Genomic DNA, 20622 nt, shown 5'->3' with positions numbered 1-20622 from the left:
CAGTATTCATCTATAAATTTGACTGTGGGTACTGGTTTACGAGGCTCTACCATAGGACTGGCAATGCTTTTGGGGTGTGTCACTCCTTATACTACCACGAGAGTGACAAAAGAGGGATAAATTTCCCGCCTTTGCAGCACAGCCTTAGCGATTGCCCCATAACCCTTTGGGAACTTTCACCGTCACGCTTGTAGGCGATTTAAAGCAGTCGGTAGATACTTTTAAACGATCGTTTTTCAAGACACAGAGGCTCAAACCCTTGCCGCACCAGCCCTACAGCCGAAAGATTTGACCCCCTCAAAAAAACACTTACCCATTCACGGAAATTTCAGGAACCAGAAAGCGATTACAAACTCGCGACGGCTTCGAGTTCCGCTGCCTCTTTCTCGTTCATCTCGTCGAGTTTTTGCCAAACTTGCTGCATCAATTCATCCAATCCAAGTCTACTAACGGCGGAAATCAACAAAACAGGAGCGCCACTAATTTCTTTAAGTCGGCTGATTAAATTACCTATTTCTTCGCTTTCGAGATCGATCGCATCTACCTTATTAAAAGCCAAAATCTGCGGTTTATTGGCTAAACCACGCCTGTAAGCCTTCAATTCTTCCTGAATTGTGACGTAATTGGCGATCGGATCTTCATCCGTAATATCGATCAGATGCAGCAGCAACCGAGTCCGCTCAATGTGCCGCAAAAACTCGTAACCCAAACCAGCACCTTCGTGCGCTCCCTCAATCAATCCCGGAATGTCTGCAAACACCGTACCGTCGCCGCTGGGTTTTCTGACTACACCCAAATTCGGGACTAAAGTTGTAAACGGATAATCTGCTATCTTGGGGCGAGCTGCAGACAAAGCAGAAATTAAGGTGGATTTGCCAGCATTCGGCATCCCCAGAATTCCCACTTCAGCTAATAGCTTCAATTCCAAACGCAAAAACTTGTGTTCTCCTTCTTTTCCCGGCATCGCATAATCGGGAGCGCGGTTGGAATTGGTCAGAAAACACTTATTCCCCAAACCGCCTTTGCCGCCTTTGGCTACGCAAAAAGTCTGTCCGGGCGTCACCAAATCTGCCAAGATTGCCTGAGTTTCCGCGTCGTAAACTACTGTACCGCAGGGAACTTCGATCGTGCGATCGTCCCCACCGGCACCGGTCATATTTTTCGGCGCGCCTCGCTTCCCGTCATCGGCTTTAAAAATCCGGTTGTACTGAAAATCTAGCAGCGTTTGCAGGCTTTCCACCGCTACCATATACACGGAACCGCCTTTGCCGCCCGTGCCACCAGAGGGGCCACCCGCTGGTACATACTTTTCTCTGCGAAAAGCTACCATACCGTCGCCGCCTTTGCCGGCTGCGACTTGAATATCTGCTCGATCGATAAATTGCATAATTTAGTCAGTAGTCAATAGTCAGTGTCAATAGTCATTAGTTATTATTATACCAGATGCAAGTACCATATTCCCCTTTTCCTTTAGTCCGCGTCGGCGGATGACAGCCAAATTTAGTCGCGATTTACAGTTGCCGGAAAAATATAATTATACCAATTTTGAAAAGTAGTGCAGAGCCAGAGATTGTAGGCAAGCATCTGTAGGGAAACGGCACTGCCGTGTCCCTACAGAATATTTTAATAATCTGTATAAGAAGTTGAAAATGATACCAAGACTTTTTTTGAATTAGTATTATCAAAGCAGATTTGATATTAGCAGAAATCACGCAAGAAAACAGAATAAACTGGGTTTTTATAGCAATTATTGCAGGATTAGTAATTTTTTTACCCCACCTCAACCCTCCCCAAACCTGCTCGATCTGGAGTAATAAATTCACAAATGATGCGAGGATTGCTAGATCAGATACTAATACCTATAAAAATATTTTTTTCTTCCACAAATACGTTTCTACATCATCGCAAATAATCTACTGAAAATTAGCAATGGCTAATTACAGGACTTCGGCTAATACTGATTTAACGTGCTAATTATGGCGGTAAGGTACTTAGGGGCGCATCCTACAGATAGAGGTTTTGCGCCCCGGAATGAATTACCAATTAGCAATTACCCATTCCTTTTAACAATAGGACGATACATCTTCCTTACATTCATCTGCCAAGTAGCAGAGAGCTCGAAAGCGCATCCCGACTAACTGTTCGTAAAGCGGGTTAATCTGGCACATCGCCGGAATGTGGACGATTTTGCGACCAAATAACACGACATCTCGCTCAAACGGACACTGCGGCGGAATAATTTTACAGACAAAGTGTGCCAATTTTGGGTCGTGAATTTCCCAGCCGTCCAGCCAGTCTTTTACTGGTTGCAGGACATTTTTGTGGTGAGGTTTAGGTAGCCGAGATGACAGCGGTGTTCCGACGACGGGGACGACATTCGCATCAAAGACTATTTGGCTGCTGGGTCCCTGCGGATCGCACTTGCTGTCTTCTATGGTGTGTCGCAGAGCTTCGATCGCCTCTACATTGTGCCCCAAAGCTTTGCCAAACTTAGAGATTACCTCGTCTTCGCTGAGCGAGTAGGTACCGTCTGCCAAAGCTACCATGACTGCTGTCCTCAAAAAATCCTCGCCTTTGGCGGTGTCTTCCCCTAACACAGCGGCTAATTCCTCTGGGGCAATAGGTTCAAAACCCGCATCAAAAGATACCGGGTGTAGTTCATCCTGAGTTAGATTTGCAATCATTTTTTGCTCGTCTTCGTCAAAGTTGCCGTCTGCCCAAGCAATTGTCAGCAATCCCCGCAGCCAAGCAGTAATCTCTTCATTGGTGCAGGAAGATTTAGCGTTACTCATTAGCATTTCCACTTGGATGTACCAGTCAATTTGTTCGTTTACAGCCAGTTCAATATTCCCCTCCCAATAATTTTTATTGGTTTTTTGGTCGATGGATGATCTATTTGTGGAAGGTTGGTGCCCGAAGATTGCTCCAAACGCTTGTAGTGGATATGTTAAAAGCATATTTGTTTTTCAGCAGCATCGCTGACTAGCGAGCTAATCTATTGGCTAACCCTATTCCCTAAAAAGTCATCTATCGCGAGGAATAGGTTTGTTGAATTCATCTTAACTCTAGTTGCACCCATCGAGATGACGATCGAGTTTTATGCAAGCCCGATTGCCATTAGCAACCCACTTTTTCGCAAGAAATAAAAGGTTGGCAAGCGTTGGATCTAATCAGACACTGGGTTTGTCACCCAGGGGCGATCGAACTTCGCTCTCTTTACATTTTAATATATATTTTTGTAAATTTTTCTGTGCCGGCAGCACAATACTAACAGCGAGCCGGATTTAAGCTGTTGAAATAAAAATATCTGAGGAAACTGTTACTGCCTGTTAACAGTTGTGATTGCTGTGTCCGCCTAGAGATGACAAAAGTTTTTAACTTCGGCGGCACAAAATCCAGCGCAATTCCATTGGCGGGCGTCCGTTTGCCATCGGGAAGACATCTCGACCGGTGGCCCAACTAGGAAACCAGGGCGTCGGTGGCCAGGCTGCTTCCGGCAGGTGGTGGCGTTCATATTCAAACACCAATTCGTCGGATATTTGGACTAAGGGCAACCCTTCCATTGCGGTGGCGAGTTCTTGGGGCGTAAATAAAGTAGACCAGGAGAGTTGGGCAACTTGTCGCACGAGGGCATCTGGCTGGTAGTCACCGACGGTTAAAAACGTGCTGAACAGCAACAGACCTCCGGAAGACAGGGAATCGCACATTTTAGCGAGGAAAAGCCGTACTTGATCGCTGTCTCGAAAATGTGAGATGACTTCGGCAGCAACTGCCAACTGGTAGCGGGCCGGTTTCATCCGTATTAAGGGATCGAGCACATCGCCTTCAGTCACTGTCACGGGAAGGTTTTCGGCTGTTACAGCAGCTTTCAATTGTTCTGCAAAAGCGGGAGCTAGTTCGATCGCATCTACAGAATAGCCCAATCTCGCCAGCGGCAAGGTATTGCGGCCGGTACCAGCCCCCACGTCCAAAATCCGCACTCGATCGGGCGTGCCCAATTTAGCAGCCGTTGTCATCAATTTTGCATCGGGATGAGAGCCGAAAAGCGGAGGTTCTCTGGTGTCTACCCAGCTTTTGTACTGTTCTCCAACTGTTGAGCTAGTAACAATGACTTTGCAAGCTAAACCAGTTTGTGGCGGCTGCACTGATTCGTATTGCAGGATCAGCATCGATGCTGTAGAGGTGCGGTAGCCTTGTTCTAACTTGGTGGCTAAAAGCTTGCTGAGTTCGTCTCTGCGATCTTCGGGCAGGGGTCTGTCGAGAGTGCTAAATAGCTTTTCTATCGACTTGAGATAGTGGCTTAGCATTCCTGGGACGCAGGGGAAAACTAATTCTCCACGAGCGATGATGCGAGTATTAATTTTGTAGAGGATAGCTTGCTGGAGAATGTCGGGATTTACTACCAGCGGTAGCTGTTCTGTCTGGTCGATCGTACTTTCGGCGCCCATAAATTCCGCGAAGAAGTCATTAGTTATTAGTCATTAGTCATAGGGAAGTCTTTTGAGAGCTAACTGTACAATTTAAGAGTACAAAAAAGCCGATTTTAGATTTATTTGGTTTGGTTGCTTAGTCTTTTTAGACTGTAGAAAATCGGATTTGAGAGCTTTATTTTGGATAAATCTCAAATCTCAAATCTCAAATAGACCAAGCCCAAAACCCGAGGAGGTCCCAAAATCGGAGTTAGTATCAATATAAGCTGTAGCGCATTTAAATTGTATGTTTCACGGCGAGGTGGAAAAAGCGTCAAATCCTCTCGCCTTCTCCCCTCTCTCTCCTTCCCCTCGTCAGCCATAACAGGCAATGTATATGGGTAGCAAATTAAAGCTGGGCTTAGTTGCTGCCGGTAAAAGTCACTAGGGGGAATCTTGACTGAGCTTCAGTCATCGGGCGCCGTCTGCCTTCCTCTTGCCAGTAGTTGATTACTTCTGTCGCTTGGTTGAGGATTTCGACGCGATCGTTGTCAGCAATCCAGTGTTTGGCTTCGAGTTCGTTTTTGAGGTCTTCCCACGCATCTTTGCGGGGCCAGAAAAAATAGGATGTCAGCGGGCTAGTTCCTTTGCCGACAACTTGGTCAACGGCGAGGGCAACATTCTCTTCTAGCCAGAGAACTTTTAAGATGAACTTGGACAAGCAAACCTCCAGGGTTCCGATCGAACTTGTTAAAAATTTCTACAATCGCTAAGCGTAGCACACTCTGTTCGATAATTGGTCATCGGCCATGAAAAGTTTTGTGGCGCGGCTGGTTTTAGCGCCACTCAGGGGCTGGGAACAGATAAAATTTGGGTTCTCACCCGCCCTAGGTACAAGGATGATTAAGTTGTGAACAGAGTTATTTTAGTTTTTGACATTGACGGTGTGGTGCGGGATGTGTCCGGTTCTTACCGGCGGGCGATCGCGGATGCGGTGGAGCATTTCACGGCGGGTGCTTTTCGCCCGAATTCTCTCGATATCGACTCTCTGAAGTCTGAGGGAGTGTGGAATAATGACTGGCAGGCGTCTTTCGAGTTAGTTTGCCGTTATTTTGAGGGGATGGGGCGATCGAGAAACGAACTCGCTCTCAACTATGACGAATTAGTCGCTTTTTTCCAAAGTCGCTATCGCGGGCTCGATGAGAACAATTGGACTGGTTACATTTGTGACGAACCGCTGTTGTTAAGTCCGGCTTACCTGGAAAATTTAACGGTTGGGGGGATTGTTTGGGGCTTTTTTAGCGGGGCGATGCGGGATGAAGCTGCTTATGTTTTGTCAGGGAAACTAAGTTTAAATTCCCCGGTGTTGGTGGCGATGGAAGATGCACCGGGAAAACCCGATCCGGCTGGACTTTTCGCGGCAATTGAACAGTTGGAAACTCTGCACGGTTTAGCAAAAAATTTGCCCGTGATTTACGCGGGAGATACTGTTGCCGATATTTACACGGTTGTGAAGGCGCGGGAAGTGCAACCAAATCGGGTTTGGCTGGGGGCTGGAATTTTGCCTCCTCATGTTTTGGATGATGCTGTGCGCTGTGAGGCGTATGCTGCAGCGCTGAAAACTGCTGGTGCGGCAGCGGTTTTCAAGAATGTCGAAGAGTTGACGGCTGCGCGGATTCGAGAATTAGTCAATTGTTAGTTGTCAGTTGTTAGTTGTCAGTTGTTAGTTGTCGAAATAACAAATAACCAATGATATCGTTTCCGGTTGTCTCGGAATAATAAAATCGAGTCAACAGTCAACAGTCAACAGTCAACTTTGCCTTTGAGATTATTTCAAGTGCAAGAATTTGTCTAATGCACTGACTACAACTGGTGGCCAGCGGCGGTTATTGGCAACCCAATCGAGGTCTTTGTAGCGGGAGTCGAGGCCGATGGCGGCTACCCAATTGCTCTCAGCTTCACCGCGCTTTCCGGCTTCCCAAAGACAGGCGCTGAGGGCGGCTCTCATGTCGGCAAATTGGGGGTATCTGCGGACGATGTTTTTCATGTTGCGAATTGCTTCTTTGGTTTGCCCGTTTTGATAAAGTGCGAGGGCGTGGTTGGCGCGGGCAAAGGCGTATTCGGGGGCTAATTCAAAGGCTTTGCTGTAGTCGGCAATTGCTTGTTCCCATTTTCCTAAACCTGCTTCGGCGTTGCCTCGGTTGTTGTAGGCGGCTGGATCTTGGGAGTCTAATTCTAGTACGTGATTGTAGTCGGCGATCGCTTCTTCCCAGCGTCCTAAACCTTCTAAGGCGGTGCCGCGGTTTAGGTAGGGATCGGGGGCGTCGGGTGCTAGTTCGATCGCTCTTTCGTAGTCGGAAATAGCGGCTTGTAGTTTGTTTTGGCTGACTCTAGAGTTGCCTCGGTTGCTCCAAGCGGCGGCTTGTGAGGGAAATTTGTCAATGATTTGAGTCCAAAAAGTTTCAGCGGCGGGAAATTTGCCTTCATTTGTAGCTTCAAAAGCTTTTTGAACGAGTTCTCCCAATTCCTGTTGAGCATTGGTGATATCTGTTGGTTGTACTTGTGCGGCAACGGGGGCGATATTTCCCAACCACACTAACCCGGTTACAATTAATACTGTAAAAAATGTGAAAAGTGAGCGAATCATCGTTGTTGGCAGTTTAAACTTTATTAAACATATTATTAACCGAATTTGCCGGGGTTGCTTGGATAAGTTATACCAATTTTTTATGAGGTTGCATAGAATCCGATCCCCCCTAGCCCCCCTTAATAAGGGGGGGGACAAGATTCTTCTCAAAGTCCCCCTTCTTAAGGGGGATTTAGGGGGATCGAGATATGTGCAACTTCACATTAAATTGGTATTAGGGATAATTTGGTGAAAAAACGGTTGCTAATTTTGGGCGGGACGGGGGATGCTGCTGAATTGGCGGTAAGAGCGTCTCAAATTGCTGAAATTGAGGTGGTATCTTCGCTAGCAGGACGCACTCAACAGCCTTTTACCCCAAAAACGGGTACGGTGCGAATTGGGGGGTTTGGTGGGGCGGTTGGGCTGGCGGCGTTTTTGCTCGATCGCCCGATCGACTTGTTAATTGATGCTACTCATCCGTTTGCGGCTCAGATTTCTGACAATGCTGCTATTGCTGCTGCTGAGTGTAATGTGCCCTATTTGATGCTGGTGCGTCCTGCTTGGGAGAGGGTGGAGGGCGATCGCTGGATTGAAGTTGCGGGCCACTCGGAGGCTGCAAGGGCTTTATTAGGGCAGTCTCAGCGGGTGTTTCTCACCATTGGTAGGCAGGAATTGGCTGCCTTTGCGGGTTTGGATGCTATTTGGTTTTTAATGCGGGCGATCGATCCTCCGGCACTAAATACTCCTATTCCTAATGGTAAATTGTTATTAGCAAGGGGGCCTTTTTCTTTGGAAGAGGAGCGCCAATTACTATTAGAATATCAGATTGATACAATTGTTAGTAAAAACAGCGGCGGCGGTGCTACTTATGCAAAAATTGTTGCGGCTAGGGAACTGGGAATTCCAGTGGTGATGGTGCAGCGGCCGCCGATTCCGGATGTTGAGCAGGTGGCGGATGTTGAAGGGGCGATCGCTTGGTTAGTTAAGCAGTTATCAGGACTTTGATAACTTGGTGTTCCATTAGCGGAACCATGATTTCTAATGTTCTTTTGCTGTATGAAAGTCTGGATGCGCGACTTTCTCCCAATTCTGTTAGTATGATTTCAAACATCGGCCATGTTATCTCTTTAAGTTAATACTTGGTTCCCTGGCTGGATGATTATTTGTTTTAGTTCTAGCTGCATATTTTGACTGTTTTAATAGGATTTCAAATATAAAATAATTTAAGTTAAGAGATTTTAGCAATTCAGAACTTATGCGGAATTGCTGTTAGAGATTAAGATTAAATTTATGGAAAGCTATCATGGAAACTCACTTAGTTGCATTCTGCTCCTTCAGCAGTTCTCATTCCTCCTATGAGAGTTTCTACCCTCGCGCACTGCCTAGCACCACCGCCAGATGGAGCAACTGTGACCACAAACGGAGTTGTAGAGGGATTACCCTGATAATCAAAAACGATCGAGTTTGGAGGCGTGGTAGGAGCAGGTGTATTAACGGTAAGCGCAATAGTGCCGGGTTTAATTTCGCCTCCACCATCTAACGTCTGCGTACTACCACCCGTAGCTAGTGGCGGGAGAAACGTAACTGTTGGCGGATCGACCGTTGTATCAAATGTAACTGTAACACTGCTCTTAGTTCGCTTTGCTTCGCTTTGTGCAAGTCGTAATGATTGGAAAACTCGATCGTTCACAGTGCGAACTCTTTGTCTGTTGATGAATGCCTCCCAGCTTGGAGCGGCGATCGAGCTTAATATACCTATGATTAACGCTATCACCAGCACTTCTAGAAGGGTGAATCCCTGATCGCCCTTTCTGGATGCAGTATTTTTGTAATTAGGGTTTGCTTTTGTTGCAGAAATCTGCAAAACTTTTAATAATATTGGGGTTTTCATTTTACTCTCCTGTTTTATCTGCTAGTGGCGCGATTCGGAAATCTGTTTCAGGCATAAGTTATTGTCCTCGCGCGCCTAGACCTTGTACTTGCACGCTTGCTGTTGGGAAAAATGCCGTTCTGTTGGGGTTGTAAGCAGTATCGTTGGTTTGAATGCGACGCAGGCTGTTTCCTCTGATGGTGACTCTAGCTATGTTTTGAGAGGTATCTACACAAGCGTAAAAGCTCTTTACGGTGTCCGGCGGCGCGGCGGGTATTCTTAGCGTTGTTTCTGGGATTGGTGTTGGCATAACTCCTGTTGTATCGGTGGGATTGCCAAGAGCGGTTCTACATTCATCATTGGGTGTGACTGTCGGCCCTGGGCTGTCGTCAATGTAATTAACCAATACTTCAGGATTCCCGAAATTAGCTGCTCCTGTCGTCACATTTTGAGTGGGGTTACTGATGTCAAAATTTGGGTTAAAGGCAGGACTGCGATCTTGCGCGGGACTTACACCAGTAAAGTAGCGTTGTAAGGGATTTGGATCTATCGAATTAGGATTTCGCAGTCCGTCCTGAATTTGATACCTAACAATACGGGTAGGACAAGCAGCTCCTGATGGCTGACACCAAATAGAGTTACCGTTAGTCTCTCTAACTTGGTAGTACGCAACTAATGCTAGAACATAGGTATCGTTGCACGTATTTGCGCCTGTTGCTGTTGTGGTGCAAGTATCTGGTTGGACATTTGCAGCCAGAGGAAGAGAATTCGTGAGAAGCTGTCGCTTCCAAAATACAAGAATCGGGGTTTGAGTTGTGTTTGGGGGGGGGATGAAATTCCCTGCTAGGAGTGCAGGGATGCCTGTAGCAGTAGTGGTGGGAGTGCTGGCAGGAGCGGGATTATTATCATAAATATAAATCGCTTGACTCAAATCTTGGGCTATGAAATCAAGTGCCGCCTGAACGTCTTGCTCGGTGTTTGACTTGACTTGTTCCCTCCTATCGGTATTCAGCATATCGACTACAAAACCGAGCATCGGCGTAATAATTAAAAACGCCATAATTGCTCCGACTAATAGCTCCACCAGAGTCATGCCCTTTTCTGTTTGATCTGGCCCTGAGCGGTTTCGTTGGTGCTGACTTTTTAGAAGCAACCTGAGTAAAGTTTTCATTTTGACTTTTTCCTCTGTCAAATAGGGGGAGCGATTATGATTTGATAACACGGCTTTGATTATCGGCAGAGAGAGGTGTTAATAGTTCCATTAGGGTTAAGCCGAGAACATAATGACTGACGCGCGGACGCACTTCCTTGTGTAGTAGGAGGAATTTGTGTTTTCATTACGACCAAAGGCGCTTGAGGATTGCCAAGAGCGGAATTAGCAACTGATTGCTGTACAGTTGTCATCGTCGCTCCGGTAAACCCATCGGCGCGGTAAACCCGCACAGTCAGCTCATAGCCTGTTGGTGTCGGATCGTTGGTTGTATTAGCGGGATTTCGCCAAAGACCTTGAACAAAAAACTCTTTGCTGCCAGCACAACCTGGGGTTTCATCTAAGTTAACGCAGTACAAATTACTACTAGGGCTTGTAGAAGCAGGAGCAGGAGGAACAGCAGGAGCAACAGATGTATCTCGGGCAGGAAAACCGATCGTAGGTTGTGAATTAGTTGGAGGTTTGATCGCCCCCACTCTCAGAGCGTTGATGTAAGCTGTAGCCGCCTGCGTGGCCAGTTCCATCCGCCGCGCTTGTACGCGAGTCGCTACTGAGTAAGCCATCACAGGGGCGATCGCAATCATCAGCACCGAAACTACAATCATCGCTACCAATGACTCGATAATCGTGTAGCCACCATCTCGTGACTGAGATAAATTTTGCTGTTGTTGTCGCTTAGTCATAAATAGGACTCCAGTAATTGCGCGGCGGAAAGTTAGAAGGTTAAGTGGGGCAACCTGCGGGGCGAGTAGAAGTGGCAACTTGATTGGCATTAGTCGGCTGATCGGGAGCTACACGGCTGCACATCAAAGTTGTTACCCACGGGTCATCACGACCTACTTCCCGGAAATACTCAGCAGGCTGAGTATTTGTCGAAGGAGTAGTGAACCTTTGAGTAAACAAGTCAGGTGGCTGAGATAGCAGACCCACGTCAAAACCCCAGTTCCGAGTGGGCGGGGTGAAGTATGGAATCTGACCGCCTTGTATGTCGTATGTAGTTTGTAGTGGTGGGTTAGGTGCAAGAGCAGTAGGTGCTGCATTAGGATTAGCCGATAGGGCGAACAAAGTTGCCAGTCGATTGGCCGTATTTAGAAAGCCTGTAGGCAAAATTGGCAGATAGGGTGCGGTACTAAAAGTGCTGCGGTTTTGCTGGACGAAAGACCCTTTGATGTTATTAGCAATTGAAGTTCCTCCAGTGCTATCACTCCAAATCTCCAAGAATCTGGGCAAGTTTTGCAAACCGCCGTTAAAGTCACCCAACGCATTGTTTAGCGCCCTCGAAGGAGTGTCGCCCGCTCCAACGATCAAATTGAATGTGGTACCGTTATTTCCAGGCTGGATTATCCAGCGTGTTTGTTGTCCACCACCTCCACCTCCTGAATTCATGAGCTGGAGGACTGGCACCAATAGCGGCTGCGACCCCTGGTAGCTGTACGTTGCTGGCGGTACTGTTACTGGTGGTGGTGGCGGTACTGTTACTGCTGGTGCTACGGGGACGGCGAGGGTTGGTACAGGTACTTTGCTGCCGTCTGTAGGGCCAGGGGTAACGCTCGTGTTGACCTGAAACGGAAGATTGGTAGCATTATTCACTGCAAACCGCAGAGCATTAGTTCCTCTGACAGTGCCGAGACCTGGTGCGATAGCTGTGCCCCCCGTAATCCCCAAAGGCTGTGGATTGGGGAGGCTTATAGGTCTCTGAAAAGCCACGCGGCGGGGGAATCGCTGCAATGCCGGCAATGGGGGATCGACCGTCGATCCAGCTTGAAAAGATTGAGTAGTCAGGGTAGGATTGGGTGGCACATAATTTCCAGCAGCCGCAGCGGTTGCCGTGCGTGGTGCAGTTGCTAGCGGATCGACAAACCAGTCAGCATCCGTACACTCAGACACCGGCAGTTTTGTACAAATTTCCATTACATACTCTCGGAAAGCCCCCCGCCGCTGAACGGGGGTGACAAAGTTGTTGAAGTACGAGCTCCATAGCGGGGCGGGTTGATTCACTCCAGCCGCGTAGTTAGCGTCTGTCAGGACTGGTGAACCGGCAGCGCCTGGGGTACCCACTAAATTACCGTTTCTTGCAAACGCAGCACTGGAAAGTCCGTTAGTAACAAAATTGTTATTGAAAAATCCTTGTTGTCTGCGGGGTAATACAGCAGCAGCGCCCGCATTGTTTCTCAGGTCAAAGTCTCCCTCGTTGCGGAAGCCAAAACGGTAATTTTGCGAGAGGAGGGTGACTGCATCTGCCAGCACGGTTGCCGGTCTCCAAAAGTCTCCCTGACAGTTCGGCAGCCTCGGATCTCCCTGACGGCAGGCAAAGCTGGGGTTAAGGGTGTTGCGGGTGTAAAAATTTCCCCAACCGGCATTCGTCGGAGAAGTAGGCGCATCCAGACGCTGTGTAAACTCTTCCACTTCTTGAAAAGTGGGTGTAGTACCCGGAGCAGCGGGCGGGATGTTGCCGTGAATGTTAAAGGTTCCTTTGATGTAAGCCGGCAAATTCGATACCAAGGTCAGGCCTTTTTCCCTGACTACAGCATTTAAGTTCCCTGCTGGTGATATGGGGTTGGGACCAGGACCGCGAAATAGCTGCTGACCGTTAATCAGGACAATGCCGTTAGGCTTGCGGGTTGGGTCGAGTAGGTAGTCTGTAGGACTGACTGCTTTGTCCGTCAATGGAATTGTTGATCGAGAGCTGCGATCAGGCAGCGCATCGTCGCGGCTAGCATAAATAATCCCGCTGTTTGGCAACAAATATTCCGGGGCTGGCCCGTTAGTAATTGTTGGAGCGGGCGAGCTTTTAAGTTGAGCTAAGTCAAGCTGAGTGGCTCGAATTTCTAGGGGTTCCCGTTCTTCTAGGGGTTGGTTGTAATTGCCTGTTAATTGTGCAGCAGGTGGGGCTGTACCCAGTGGACTGCTGAGGGTAAAGGCTTCGTTGACGATCGTTCTCGGATCGTCGCGATCGACCGCCTTGACTTCTCTGCCGTTGATAAATGCTACTTCCTGAATTGCCCCGTCAGGAATCAGTGCAGGAGCACGAGCGATCGAGTCGTCAAGTATTTGTAGCGCACAATTAGTTGAGTCAATAGCTGCTTGTTGTGCTAGGGTGCGAGCGGCTGGAGCCACTTGGAGGGCGGTTCTCAACGGCCCGTTGGCAAACCTACCGTCAGGAAAAACCATATTTGCCTGGGCTTCCAAAATAGGGTCTCCACCGGTGAGCAAGCCTGTAGCGACGTTAAGGTTTGAAGCGCCGGGTCGCGCTCTTGTCGGGGGGCCGTAGGTGAGGCCGTTGTTAGAGCCGATAAAGGCCTGCTGTGTTCCTCTTGTTCCTTGGCGTATTGCGACATCTGGTGCGAGCGCTCCTTCTCCACTAACATCGGGCAGGGCTCCGATGTTTCTCGCTGTGGAAGCGTTGCTGGGGTCGTAGTAGCTGCTGACGCAGGCCAAGGGGGTTTGAACTGGTTGGGTTCCTGCTGCTGCTTGTGCTACTGGGTCGTAGCCATTTGCATACTGATACACTGCGCTTGCCCGCATCCGCAAGTCGCCTTTGGCAAATTTGCGATTGGCTTGGTTTGGGTTTTCATTAACAAAATTAGGACTTGTCTCTGCTCGTGGGAGAGTTGCGCTGATATCGCTAACACTAGACCAAGCTGCTAGCCAGGGAGTCCAGTTACCGGGGTTAGGGCCATTGGTAGTATTGTTCCATACTTGAGAACCCGGGCCCAGGGGTGACATCGGCATCGAGTCGGGCCACACGACGCGGTACTGTTCCGGAGCGGGAGTTTCCGGGTCGTCGTAAGTATTGGCGGCAGGAATGGGAGTGATAGCAATGGATGCCGGACCCGTTCTCCTTGTACCGTTACTATGTATCCAGGTAGGTGGCGGCAGGAAGGAATTAGTGCGATCGTAAACTCCTGCACTGGTAATTACCCGCAGACCACCAACACCGTCAAGGGGAGTTCTCGGTTGTTCAGTCGCGCTTTTTTCCCAGAAACCATCTCGGAAAGGATTTGCGGGGTCGGGTGCTTCGCCGACACCGTTGCCGCGGTCTGTTGCTCCCACGTCAGCAAGTTTGGTTACTTGCGGTGTGCGGGTGCGAACTGGGCCGTTATTTGCCCATGTAGTGGTGCCATCTACTTGCTGAGCCTCATTAGTAAAGGTCGTGCCGTTCCACCGCAGTGTTGGCAAGTTGTTGCCTACCGTAACTCGATTGCCCAAAAAATTTTCGCTGTCGGTAAGTTTTAACTGAGCGGGGTCTTCGGCTGGTAGCTGAGTGGGACGAATATTAAGTCCCGCCCCTGCAGTAGCGCCTACTGTCGCAGTTCCATTAGGAAGGCTCCAAGTATCATCTGCTGGTCTGAGACTGTTGTTGTTACCGGCGTCTTGAATTCTGTAGGAAGTGTTCGGTACATTCGGATCTAAATACTTTCCGTTGACCGCGCTGGCGAGGGGTGCTTCTGCAAAAGTAACTTTCCGCAGCCGTTCTTTAAAATAATCTTGTAATGCTTGAGCGCGACTCTGACTCTTGGGGGCCCGCTGTGCTTGTTGAACAGAAACCGGGTCGTTAGTACCTGTTGGGTCTGCTTGTATTTGACCCGCTACTAGGGCCGCTAACCGCTCGGAGTAAGCGTTGTTGTTGTACAGTACCTGAAGGCTGTTTTGATCTACAGATTGATTGGCGGCGTTGTTAATTGTTGGCGCATTTGTATTGGGTTCGTTTGGGTCGCTTATGCTTCTGAAAAGATGTACTCCCACGGCATTTCGCTGCCCACTGTTGCCCGCCCACCCGTTCACAACATTACCGCCTACGATTATTCTGCTATTTTCTTGATCGTAAAAACAAGATTGCTTGCTACTAACTTGATGTATTTGTACCGTATTTGGATTATTTAAGCCTGTTACCAAGAAGTTGCTATTTGTCAATATCCGCCCGTTTAGATTCAACGGAGGTCCAGGCGATATATCTAAGTCGTCTTCATATACAACGGCATTGTTGCTCAGAGGAATGCGGCTTTGATCTTGCTGGTATTCCAGAGCAGATATGCTGGGGGTTCCAGCGAAAGCTTGATACCGATTACCCAATGTGCTAGCTTCTGTCTGGGTAATCGGTACGTTAACCGTGTAAACAAAGAAACTTTTCTGGAGCCGGCCCGTTATTCTTTCCCAACCGGAGTCCCCTACCAAACTTGCAACCGTACCCTCTCCTTGAGTACAGGCTGGGTTGATGGTTCCTGTTTGCATTGGCCGTGTTCTGGCGTCCAGTTCCTTTCTCGGCCTTGGATTTACACTTTTTGGAGTGCGAAAGTAGATTCCGTAAAGAGTAAAAGTGTCAAATATCCCGTCATTATTGGTATCGACGGGATATCTCCAAGCAGTATTTAGCTCTTCATTTTCTTGGTTAGGTGCCCTAAAAAGCGAGCTTCTTAGGTTCGCAGGGGTAGGGTCGGGAGTGCCGTTGTTATCTAAATCGGCTCGGAGTACCAGGCGTTCCTCACCCGCGAACGTATAAAAGTCATTATTTGCATCATAAGATGACATAATCCGGTACATTTCTGCATCGGATGGAGTCGCCGTCGGTCTTTGCGGGTCTTCCCGCAGCATATATTCAATTTTCGCTTTTGCCCGATCGAGCGCCGGAGTCGCGGCCGCCAGCACCTGCTGGCTCACGCGCACGTTACGCGCCGTATTGGCCCGATCAAACGATCGCAGCGTAATTGCCACAGTCAACAATATAACTACCAGCAACACCATCGTCACCGTCGGCAGCACAAACCCCGCCACCGGCAGTCTCGCCCTCCGGCCCATAGCCATCAGGGTTTGCAGCATTGCTCTCATCAGCCGCTTGGCCCCGGATCTGGTAACACCAGCAATCCGCCGCAGCAGGGATACGATAACTTTGGATAATTTGCTCTTAAACATTGACGCCTTCCTGAATAATTTCAGAGATGGTATTGCTGGTAGTTACTGCTCGACAGTACAATCCCATCTTTATTGTTCCCATTTTTTGCAACTTGCATATCAGCCTCTTGCACAAATTTAAATCTGTACCTTGGCTGAAAAATAAAACCCACAAACCCGCAACCAAAATCGCCGCCGATAATATATTTTTCCGCGAAAGATTTGCCCCGCACGAATTAGATCTTCCTAACTCCACTCTAATCTAGTTAAATTGAAATGTCAGTCGCCAGAGCGAGAGTGAATTCGATCACCCAAAAACAGTGATCGGGATCGTATCCGATGTATTTCCCAGTCCTTGTCTCGCGGGCTTTGTTGGTGTGTTCGCGTTGCTAGCGCTTTCAACCACCGGAATCCACAATCACGACCGGCCCATCGAGTGGTTATGCCTGTCAGCGGGATCAAATCTAAATTGGGCGATCGAATTTCCGTAATGCGTCAAACTGCGATCGAATTTCTGCCATGCGTCAAAGTGCGATCGAATTTCCATTTGACCCCCGGCGCACTGTCAGTACAAGTGCCAAATATAAACCTACCACCCCCACCCATGAAACAAACTCCCAAAGCCCCCGACTTTATCATCATCGGCGCCCAAAAAGGCGGCACAACATCCCTGTACAATTACTTAATCCAACATCCCCAAATCGCCCCCGCTGCCCAAAAAGAAATCCATTACTTCGACTTCAACTTCGACAAAAGCCCCGACTGGTACTATGCCCAATTTCCCCAGCCCCAAACAGGCGAAAATCTACTAACCGGAGAAGCCAGCCCCTACTACATCTGTCACCCCCAAGTACCGCAACGAATCCACGATTTATTTCCCAAAGTTAAAATAATCGCCCTGCTGAGAAACCCAGTAGAACGCGCAATATCCCACTATTATTACTATATCAAAATAGGCTACGAATCCCTATCATTAGAAAGTGCGATCGCCTCCGAGCCCGAAAGACTCAAAGGCGAAATAGAAAAACTCATAGCCAACCCAAACTACTACAGTTACGAACACCAACACCACAGTTATCTAACGCGCGGCATTTACGCCGATCAACTCCCAGCCTGGATGAAACTTTTTCCCAAATCACAACTTTTAATCCTCAAAAGCGAAGACTTGTATACCAATCCCTTCGGCACATACAACAGCGTCTTAGAATTTCTAGAATTGCCGCCCCACCAACTACAAACCTACGAAAAATACAACGCCACCCAATATCCCCCCATCAGCGAGACCGTATACGAGCAATTGAGAGCATATTTTCGATCGCACAACCAAAGACTAGCCGAATTGTGCGATCGAGACTTCGGCTGGGATTAACATCATAGTAGGGAAACCGCAAAGCCCATTGGTTTCAACTTAGGGTAAAATCCATAGTCCGGCAGGGGTTGAATTCCCTGGCGGACTCGCGGACTGGCAGATAGTCGGCTTAAGACGATGACACCAATGGGCCTTGCCCTTTCCCTACATTTGACAAACAATGCTTGACATCCCAGTCTCCCTGTGCTAGCTTGTGCAATAGTATTGTGTTTAATCCACAAATCGCAGCACTTCAGCTATGTTCACAGCCAACAGCTATTTTTATTTTTGGTACAGCCAAGTTCGCCCGGAGTGAATTGGTAATTCACTGTGAACATCCGGGCGAACCGCAGATTAACACCTGCGGTTTTGTTTTTTCTACTTCTTTTCCCAACAACCAATCGACTACAAGCGAAAACAGCAATGACATTATTCAGTAACTGGTACTACAGCTTTTATTTTTGGCCCAACAAAAGTTCTGGGTAAATTGTCGCGCTGTCTTTTCGCACCAACCCGGAACTCTTAAAAGTGCCGGGTTTTTTGTTGTCAACCACCCACTTAAATTTCCAGGAGAATTCCCTCATGTTAGAAGCCAAACTGGTAACCAAATCTCATCCCGAACACCAAACAATCGTCAAACTCTCAGAAACAGTCTCAGTCGGCGGCCAAGAATTATTAATCATCGGCGGCCCCTGTACCGTCGAAAGTCCTGCACAAATGGAAACAGTCGCCCGCCAACTATCCGCCGCCTCCGTGCAAGCTTTGCGAGGCGGAGTCTACAAACCCCGCACATCTCCCTATGCTTTCCAAGGGATGGGAATTGAGGGACTGGAAATTTTAGCCGATGTCAGCCGGCGTTACGGTTTGCCCATCGTGACAGAGGTAATGTCGATCGCCCAAATCGAGCCAGTTGTCACCTATGCTGATATGCTGCAATTAGGCAGTCGGAATATGCAAAACTTCGAGTTACTAAAGGCGATCGGTCAAGCCGGAAAACCAGTCTTACTAAAACGCGGCTTATCAGCCACAATCGAAGAATTTGTGATGGCCGCCGAATACATTCTCAGCCACGGAAATCCTCATGTAGTTCTCTGCGAAAGAGGCATCCGCAGCTTCGACAATTACACCCGAAACGTATTAGATTTAGGTGCAGTCGTAGCGCTGAAACAGTTAACTCATTTGCCAGTAATAGTAGACCCTTCTCACGCAGTCGGCAAGCGAGAATTAGTCGCACCACTAGCCAAAGCAGCGGTTGCTTGCGGTGCAGACGGATTAATTATTGAGTGTCACCCGCAACCAGAAAAATCGGTTTCTGACGCGCGGCAAGCTCTTTCTTTACCAGATATGGTAGATTTAGTTGCGAGTTTGCGGCCTGTAGCCGCCGCCGTTGGGCGCCGCATACCCGAGATTAATGTGCCTTCAGAGGTATTAAGTTTGAAGTGATATGGGTAGGAAATAATCTATAACTTTTAAGGTCAAACTCTACAGTCGGTTAAAACCGAATTGAGCTTTGAGGCAGGGGTTGAAACCCCTGCCGAAATCCGGGAAAGCGCGTGTTTCACGAATTTAGATTAAAATAAAAAATAATACTGTCATCTACGAAATTTTGCTTAATTATGGCAATACTACTTAACGTTCCCTCGATCGTCTGCTCTGGCTGCGCTGATACAATTACCAAAGCCATCAAAACTGTTGACTCCGATGCTACTGTCAATGTGGATGTCGCAGCTAAGACTGTTACAGTAGAAGCTCAAGCTTCTGAAGAGTCTATTACACAGGCGGTTGTTGCTACGGGCCACACCGTCCAAGATTGATATTGAGTTTGGTGAGGGCGGGTTTACGAGATTATTGGTCTTAGGCTGAAATTATTGGTAAAAGCCGCCCCTACACAATTTTAAATCCATTATCAATGCCCAATGCCCAAAAGCTTAATCTGCTTCGTCTAAGTGTTCGGCGACTGCTTGGTAAAGTTCAAAAACGTGGCGATCGAGTAAACTATAAAAAACTTGTCTCCCAACCTTGCGGTAACTTACCAACCGCATCGCCCGCAATGCCCGCAACTGGTGCGATACTGCTGACTCGCTCATACTCAACGCTGCAGCCAAGTCACACACGCACAGTTCTTGTTTTGCCAAAACCGATAGCAGCCGTAGGCGATTCGCATCTCCCAAAAGACTGAAAAACTCAGCCATCCGCTGAGCTTTTGCGGTGTTGAGAACTTGTGTTTGGATGTCCCCTGCCCTTACACTGTCAACTAGGTGCGGTCGATCGCACATTGGTGTATCGTTTTGTTGGTGAGGCTGACTTATCGCTCCATTAACAGCAGAGTTGGGTGACATCTTTTCCCGGCTAATTTTAATTCTCATTTTCATTTTAGTGCGATCGGCAAACCTTTTGTAACAAAACTTTTACATTCCCTTGACTAATATCTGAATATGTGTTCAGATATTAGTAGATATCCACAACCCCACCAGGAGAAGCTCAAATGACTACTGCCACCCAAACAAAATGTGCCTGTCCTTCATGTTCGTGCGTTGTCAACGCCAGTGAAGCCATTGAAAAAAACGGCAAAACATACTGTTCCAGTGCTTGCGCTGACGGGCACCCCAACGGCCAAGGCTGTGGCCACACAGGCTGCGAGTGCCACAAATAAATATTCCGCTTCAGAAAAGGTTAATCAACAACTGCCAAATATATCTAAAGGGAGATGCCAACAGCGCATTTCCCAATTTTTTTGCTTTTAGGTTAAAGAAAAGTTAAGATAAAGCTAACTTAAGGTTAAGACTGCATTAATAGACTAAATACAGAGCGAAAAAGCACAATTGCTACTTACGCAATACAATAGAAGCAAGTTAGCGCCGCGATACTGAGTACAAATAGTGCTATTAACAGCAGAGACCGAACCAAAAGTTGAATACCAAAAGTTTAATTAGGAGGGGGCAATGAAAGAGCGGGAAGATTTTTTACATCCTCGCAATCGCTACTACGGTGATTTCACGCCAGAAAACTTGGCGTTTAATGCCAACTTGCAGGAGTTTGCTCAAAAAATAACTTATATTTGCTCGCTGGAAACAGGGGGTAAAATTAGCGCTGAGAAAGCCTATAAAGATATTAAGATGCTTTGGAAAGACTTAAAATCCTCTAAGAAGCAATTAGGAATTGGCCAAAAACCCCCCAGTACCGAGGAGCAAAATTCACCTTAAAGTCATCGCTACCAACGCAGCGTTTGCAATCGAAAACCCCTGCGATTGCGAGCGCTGCTTTTTTCTG

General features: G+C 47.9%; 18 protein-coding genes. 8 read left to right on the top strand and 10 right to left on the bottom strand.

Annotation, left to right across the window (positions count from 1 at the left end; genetic code table 11):
• Positions 1-346: 346 nt before the first annotated feature.
• The 4 genes from obgE to QUB25_RS15215 form a co-directional block, all read right to left on the bottom strand.
• On the bottom strand, positions 347-1387 hold the full coding sequence (gene obgE, locus QUB25_RS15230) for a GTPase ObgE (protein WP_333183966.1): 1041 nt from the start codon (positions 1385-1387) through the stop codon (positions 347-349).
• Positions 1388-2063: 676 nt separating this feature from the next.
• On the bottom strand, positions 2064-2957 hold the full coding sequence (locus QUB25_RS15225) for a Mo-dependent nitrogenase C-terminal domain-containing protein (RefSeq protein WP_333183965.1): 894 nt from the start codon (positions 2955-2957) through the stop codon (positions 2064-2066).
• 417 nt (positions 2958-3374) lie between these two features.
• Entirely contained in the window at positions 3375-4448 is a 1074-nt protein-coding gene (locus QUB25_RS15220; RefSeq protein WP_333037075.1) for a class I SAM-dependent methyltransferase, read from the bottom strand.
• 382 nt (positions 4449-4830) lie between these two features.
• Positions 4831-5142, bottom strand: a complete 312-nt coding sequence (locus tag QUB25_RS15215; protein WP_333037125.1) for a 30S ribosomal protein PSRP-3 — start codon at positions 5140-5142, stop codon at positions 4831-4833.
• Positions 5143-5319: 177 nt separating this feature from the next.
• Between QUB25_RS15215 and QUB25_RS15210 the strand changes: the two genes are divergently transcribed.
• Positions 5320-6108, top strand: coding sequence for a TIGR01548 family HAD-type hydrolase (locus tag QUB25_RS15210; RefSeq protein ID WP_333183964.1), 789 nt, complete (start codon positions 5320-5322; stop codon positions 6106-6108).
• A gap of 129 nt (positions 6109-6237) precedes the next feature.
• Here QUB25_RS15210 and QUB25_RS15205 read toward each other — a convergent pair whose 3' ends face one another.
• Positions 6238-7056: a tetratricopeptide repeat protein gene (locus tag QUB25_RS15205; protein WP_333063978.1), complete on the bottom strand. Its 819-nt coding sequence runs from the start codon at positions 7054-7056 to the stop codon at positions 6238-6240.
• A 228-nt stretch (positions 7057-7284) separates the two neighbouring features.
• Here QUB25_RS15205 and QUB25_RS15200 point away from each other — a divergent pair, with 228 nt between their 5' ends.
• The gene (locus QUB25_RS15200; protein WP_333183963.1) at positions 7285-8040 is read left to right on the top strand and encodes a cobalt-precorrin-6A reductase; all 756 of its coding nucleotides are present in this window, start codon (positions 7285-7287) and stop codon (positions 8038-8040) included.
• Positions 8041-8350: 310 nt separating this feature from the next.
• Here the strand turns inward: QUB25_RS15200 and QUB25_RS15195 are convergent, their stop codons facing one another.
• The 4 genes from QUB25_RS15195 to hpsA are packed head-to-tail and all read right to left on the bottom strand — an operon-like array spanning position 8351 to position 16025.
• Positions 8351-8926: a GspH/FimT family pseudopilin gene (locus tag QUB25_RS15195; protein ID WP_333183962.1), complete on the bottom strand. Its 576-nt coding sequence runs from the start codon at positions 8924-8926 to the stop codon at positions 8351-8353.
• Positions 8927-8984: 58 nt separating this feature from the next.
• Positions 8985-10076, bottom strand: coding sequence for a hormogonium polysaccharide secretion pseudopilin HpsC (gene hpsC / locus QUB25_RS15190; protein WP_333183961.1), 1092 nt, complete (start codon positions 10074-10076; stop codon positions 8985-8987).
• Positions 10077-10135: 59 nt separating this feature from the next.
• The gene (gene hpsB, locus QUB25_RS15185; protein ID WP_333183960.1) at positions 10136-10798 is read right to left on the bottom strand and encodes a hormogonium polysaccharide secretion pseudopilin HpsB; all 663 of its coding nucleotides are present in this window, start codon (positions 10796-10798) and stop codon (positions 10136-10138) included.
• Between the two features lie 40 nt (positions 10799-10838).
• Positions 10839-16025 (bottom strand): hormogonium polysaccharide biosynthesis protein HpsA, encoded by a 5187-nt coding sequence (hpsA, locus tag QUB25_RS15180; RefSeq protein ID WP_333183959.1) that lies wholly within the window; start codon positions 16023-16025, stop codon positions 10839-10841.
• 421 nt (positions 16026-16446) lie between these two features.
• Here hpsA and QUB25_RS15175 point away from each other — a divergent pair, with 421 nt between their 5' ends.
• From QUB25_RS15175 to QUB25_RS15160, 4 genes are all read left to right on the top strand, one after another.
• Positions 16447-17373 carry a sulfotransferase domain-containing protein gene (locus QUB25_RS15175; RefSeq protein WP_333183958.1) on the top strand — a complete coding sequence of 309 codons (927 nt, stop codon included), beginning with the start codon at positions 16447-16449 and terminating at the stop codon, positions 17371-17373.
• 206 nt (positions 17374-17579) lie between these two features.
• The gene (locus QUB25_RS15170; protein WP_333183957.1) at positions 17580-17792 is read left to right on the top strand and encodes a hypothetical protein; all 213 of its coding nucleotides are present in this window, start codon (positions 17580-17582) and stop codon (positions 17790-17792) included.
• Between the two features lie 103 nt (positions 17793-17895).
• Positions 17896-18795, top strand: a complete 900-nt coding sequence (aroF, locus tag QUB25_RS15165; RefSeq protein ID WP_333183967.1) for a 3-deoxy-7-phosphoheptulonate synthase — start codon at positions 17896-17898, stop codon at positions 18793-18795.
• Between the two features lie 173 nt (positions 18796-18968).
• Complete coding sequence (locus QUB25_RS15160; RefSeq protein WP_333037087.1) at positions 18969-19166, top strand: heavy-metal-associated domain-containing protein; 198 nt, start codon at positions 18969-18971, stop codon at positions 19164-19166.
• Positions 19167-19280: 114 nt separating this feature from the next.
• Here the strand turns inward: QUB25_RS15160 and QUB25_RS15155 are convergent, their stop codons facing one another.
• Complete coding sequence (locus tag QUB25_RS15155) at positions 19281-19691, bottom strand: metalloregulator ArsR/SmtB family transcription factor (protein WP_333063988.1); 411 nt, start codon at positions 19689-19691, stop codon at positions 19281-19283.
• Positions 19692-19837: 146 nt separating this feature from the next.
• Between QUB25_RS15155 and QUB25_RS15150 the strand changes: the two genes are divergently transcribed.
• Together QUB25_RS15150 and QUB25_RS15145 are read left to right on the top strand one after the other, a co-directional pair.
• Positions 19838-20005, top strand: a complete 168-nt coding sequence (locus tag QUB25_RS15150) for a metallothionein (protein ID WP_333037089.1) — start codon at positions 19838-19840, stop codon at positions 20003-20005.
• Between the two features lie 289 nt (positions 20006-20294).
• On the top strand, positions 20295-20555 hold the full coding sequence (locus QUB25_RS15145; RefSeq protein ID WP_006631574.1) for a DUF7219 family protein: 261 nt from the start codon (positions 20295-20297) through the stop codon (positions 20553-20555).
• The last annotated feature ends 67 nt before the right edge of the window (positions 20556-20622 follow it).

Source organism: Microcoleus sp. B3-D7 (genome assembly GCF_036705305.1).
GTDB lineage: Bacteria > Cyanobacteriota > Cyanobacteriia > Cyanobacteriales > Microcoleaceae > Microcoleus.
Note: the sequence above shows the minus strand (reverse complement) of the source record. Positions and strands in the feature narration are given on the sequence as shown.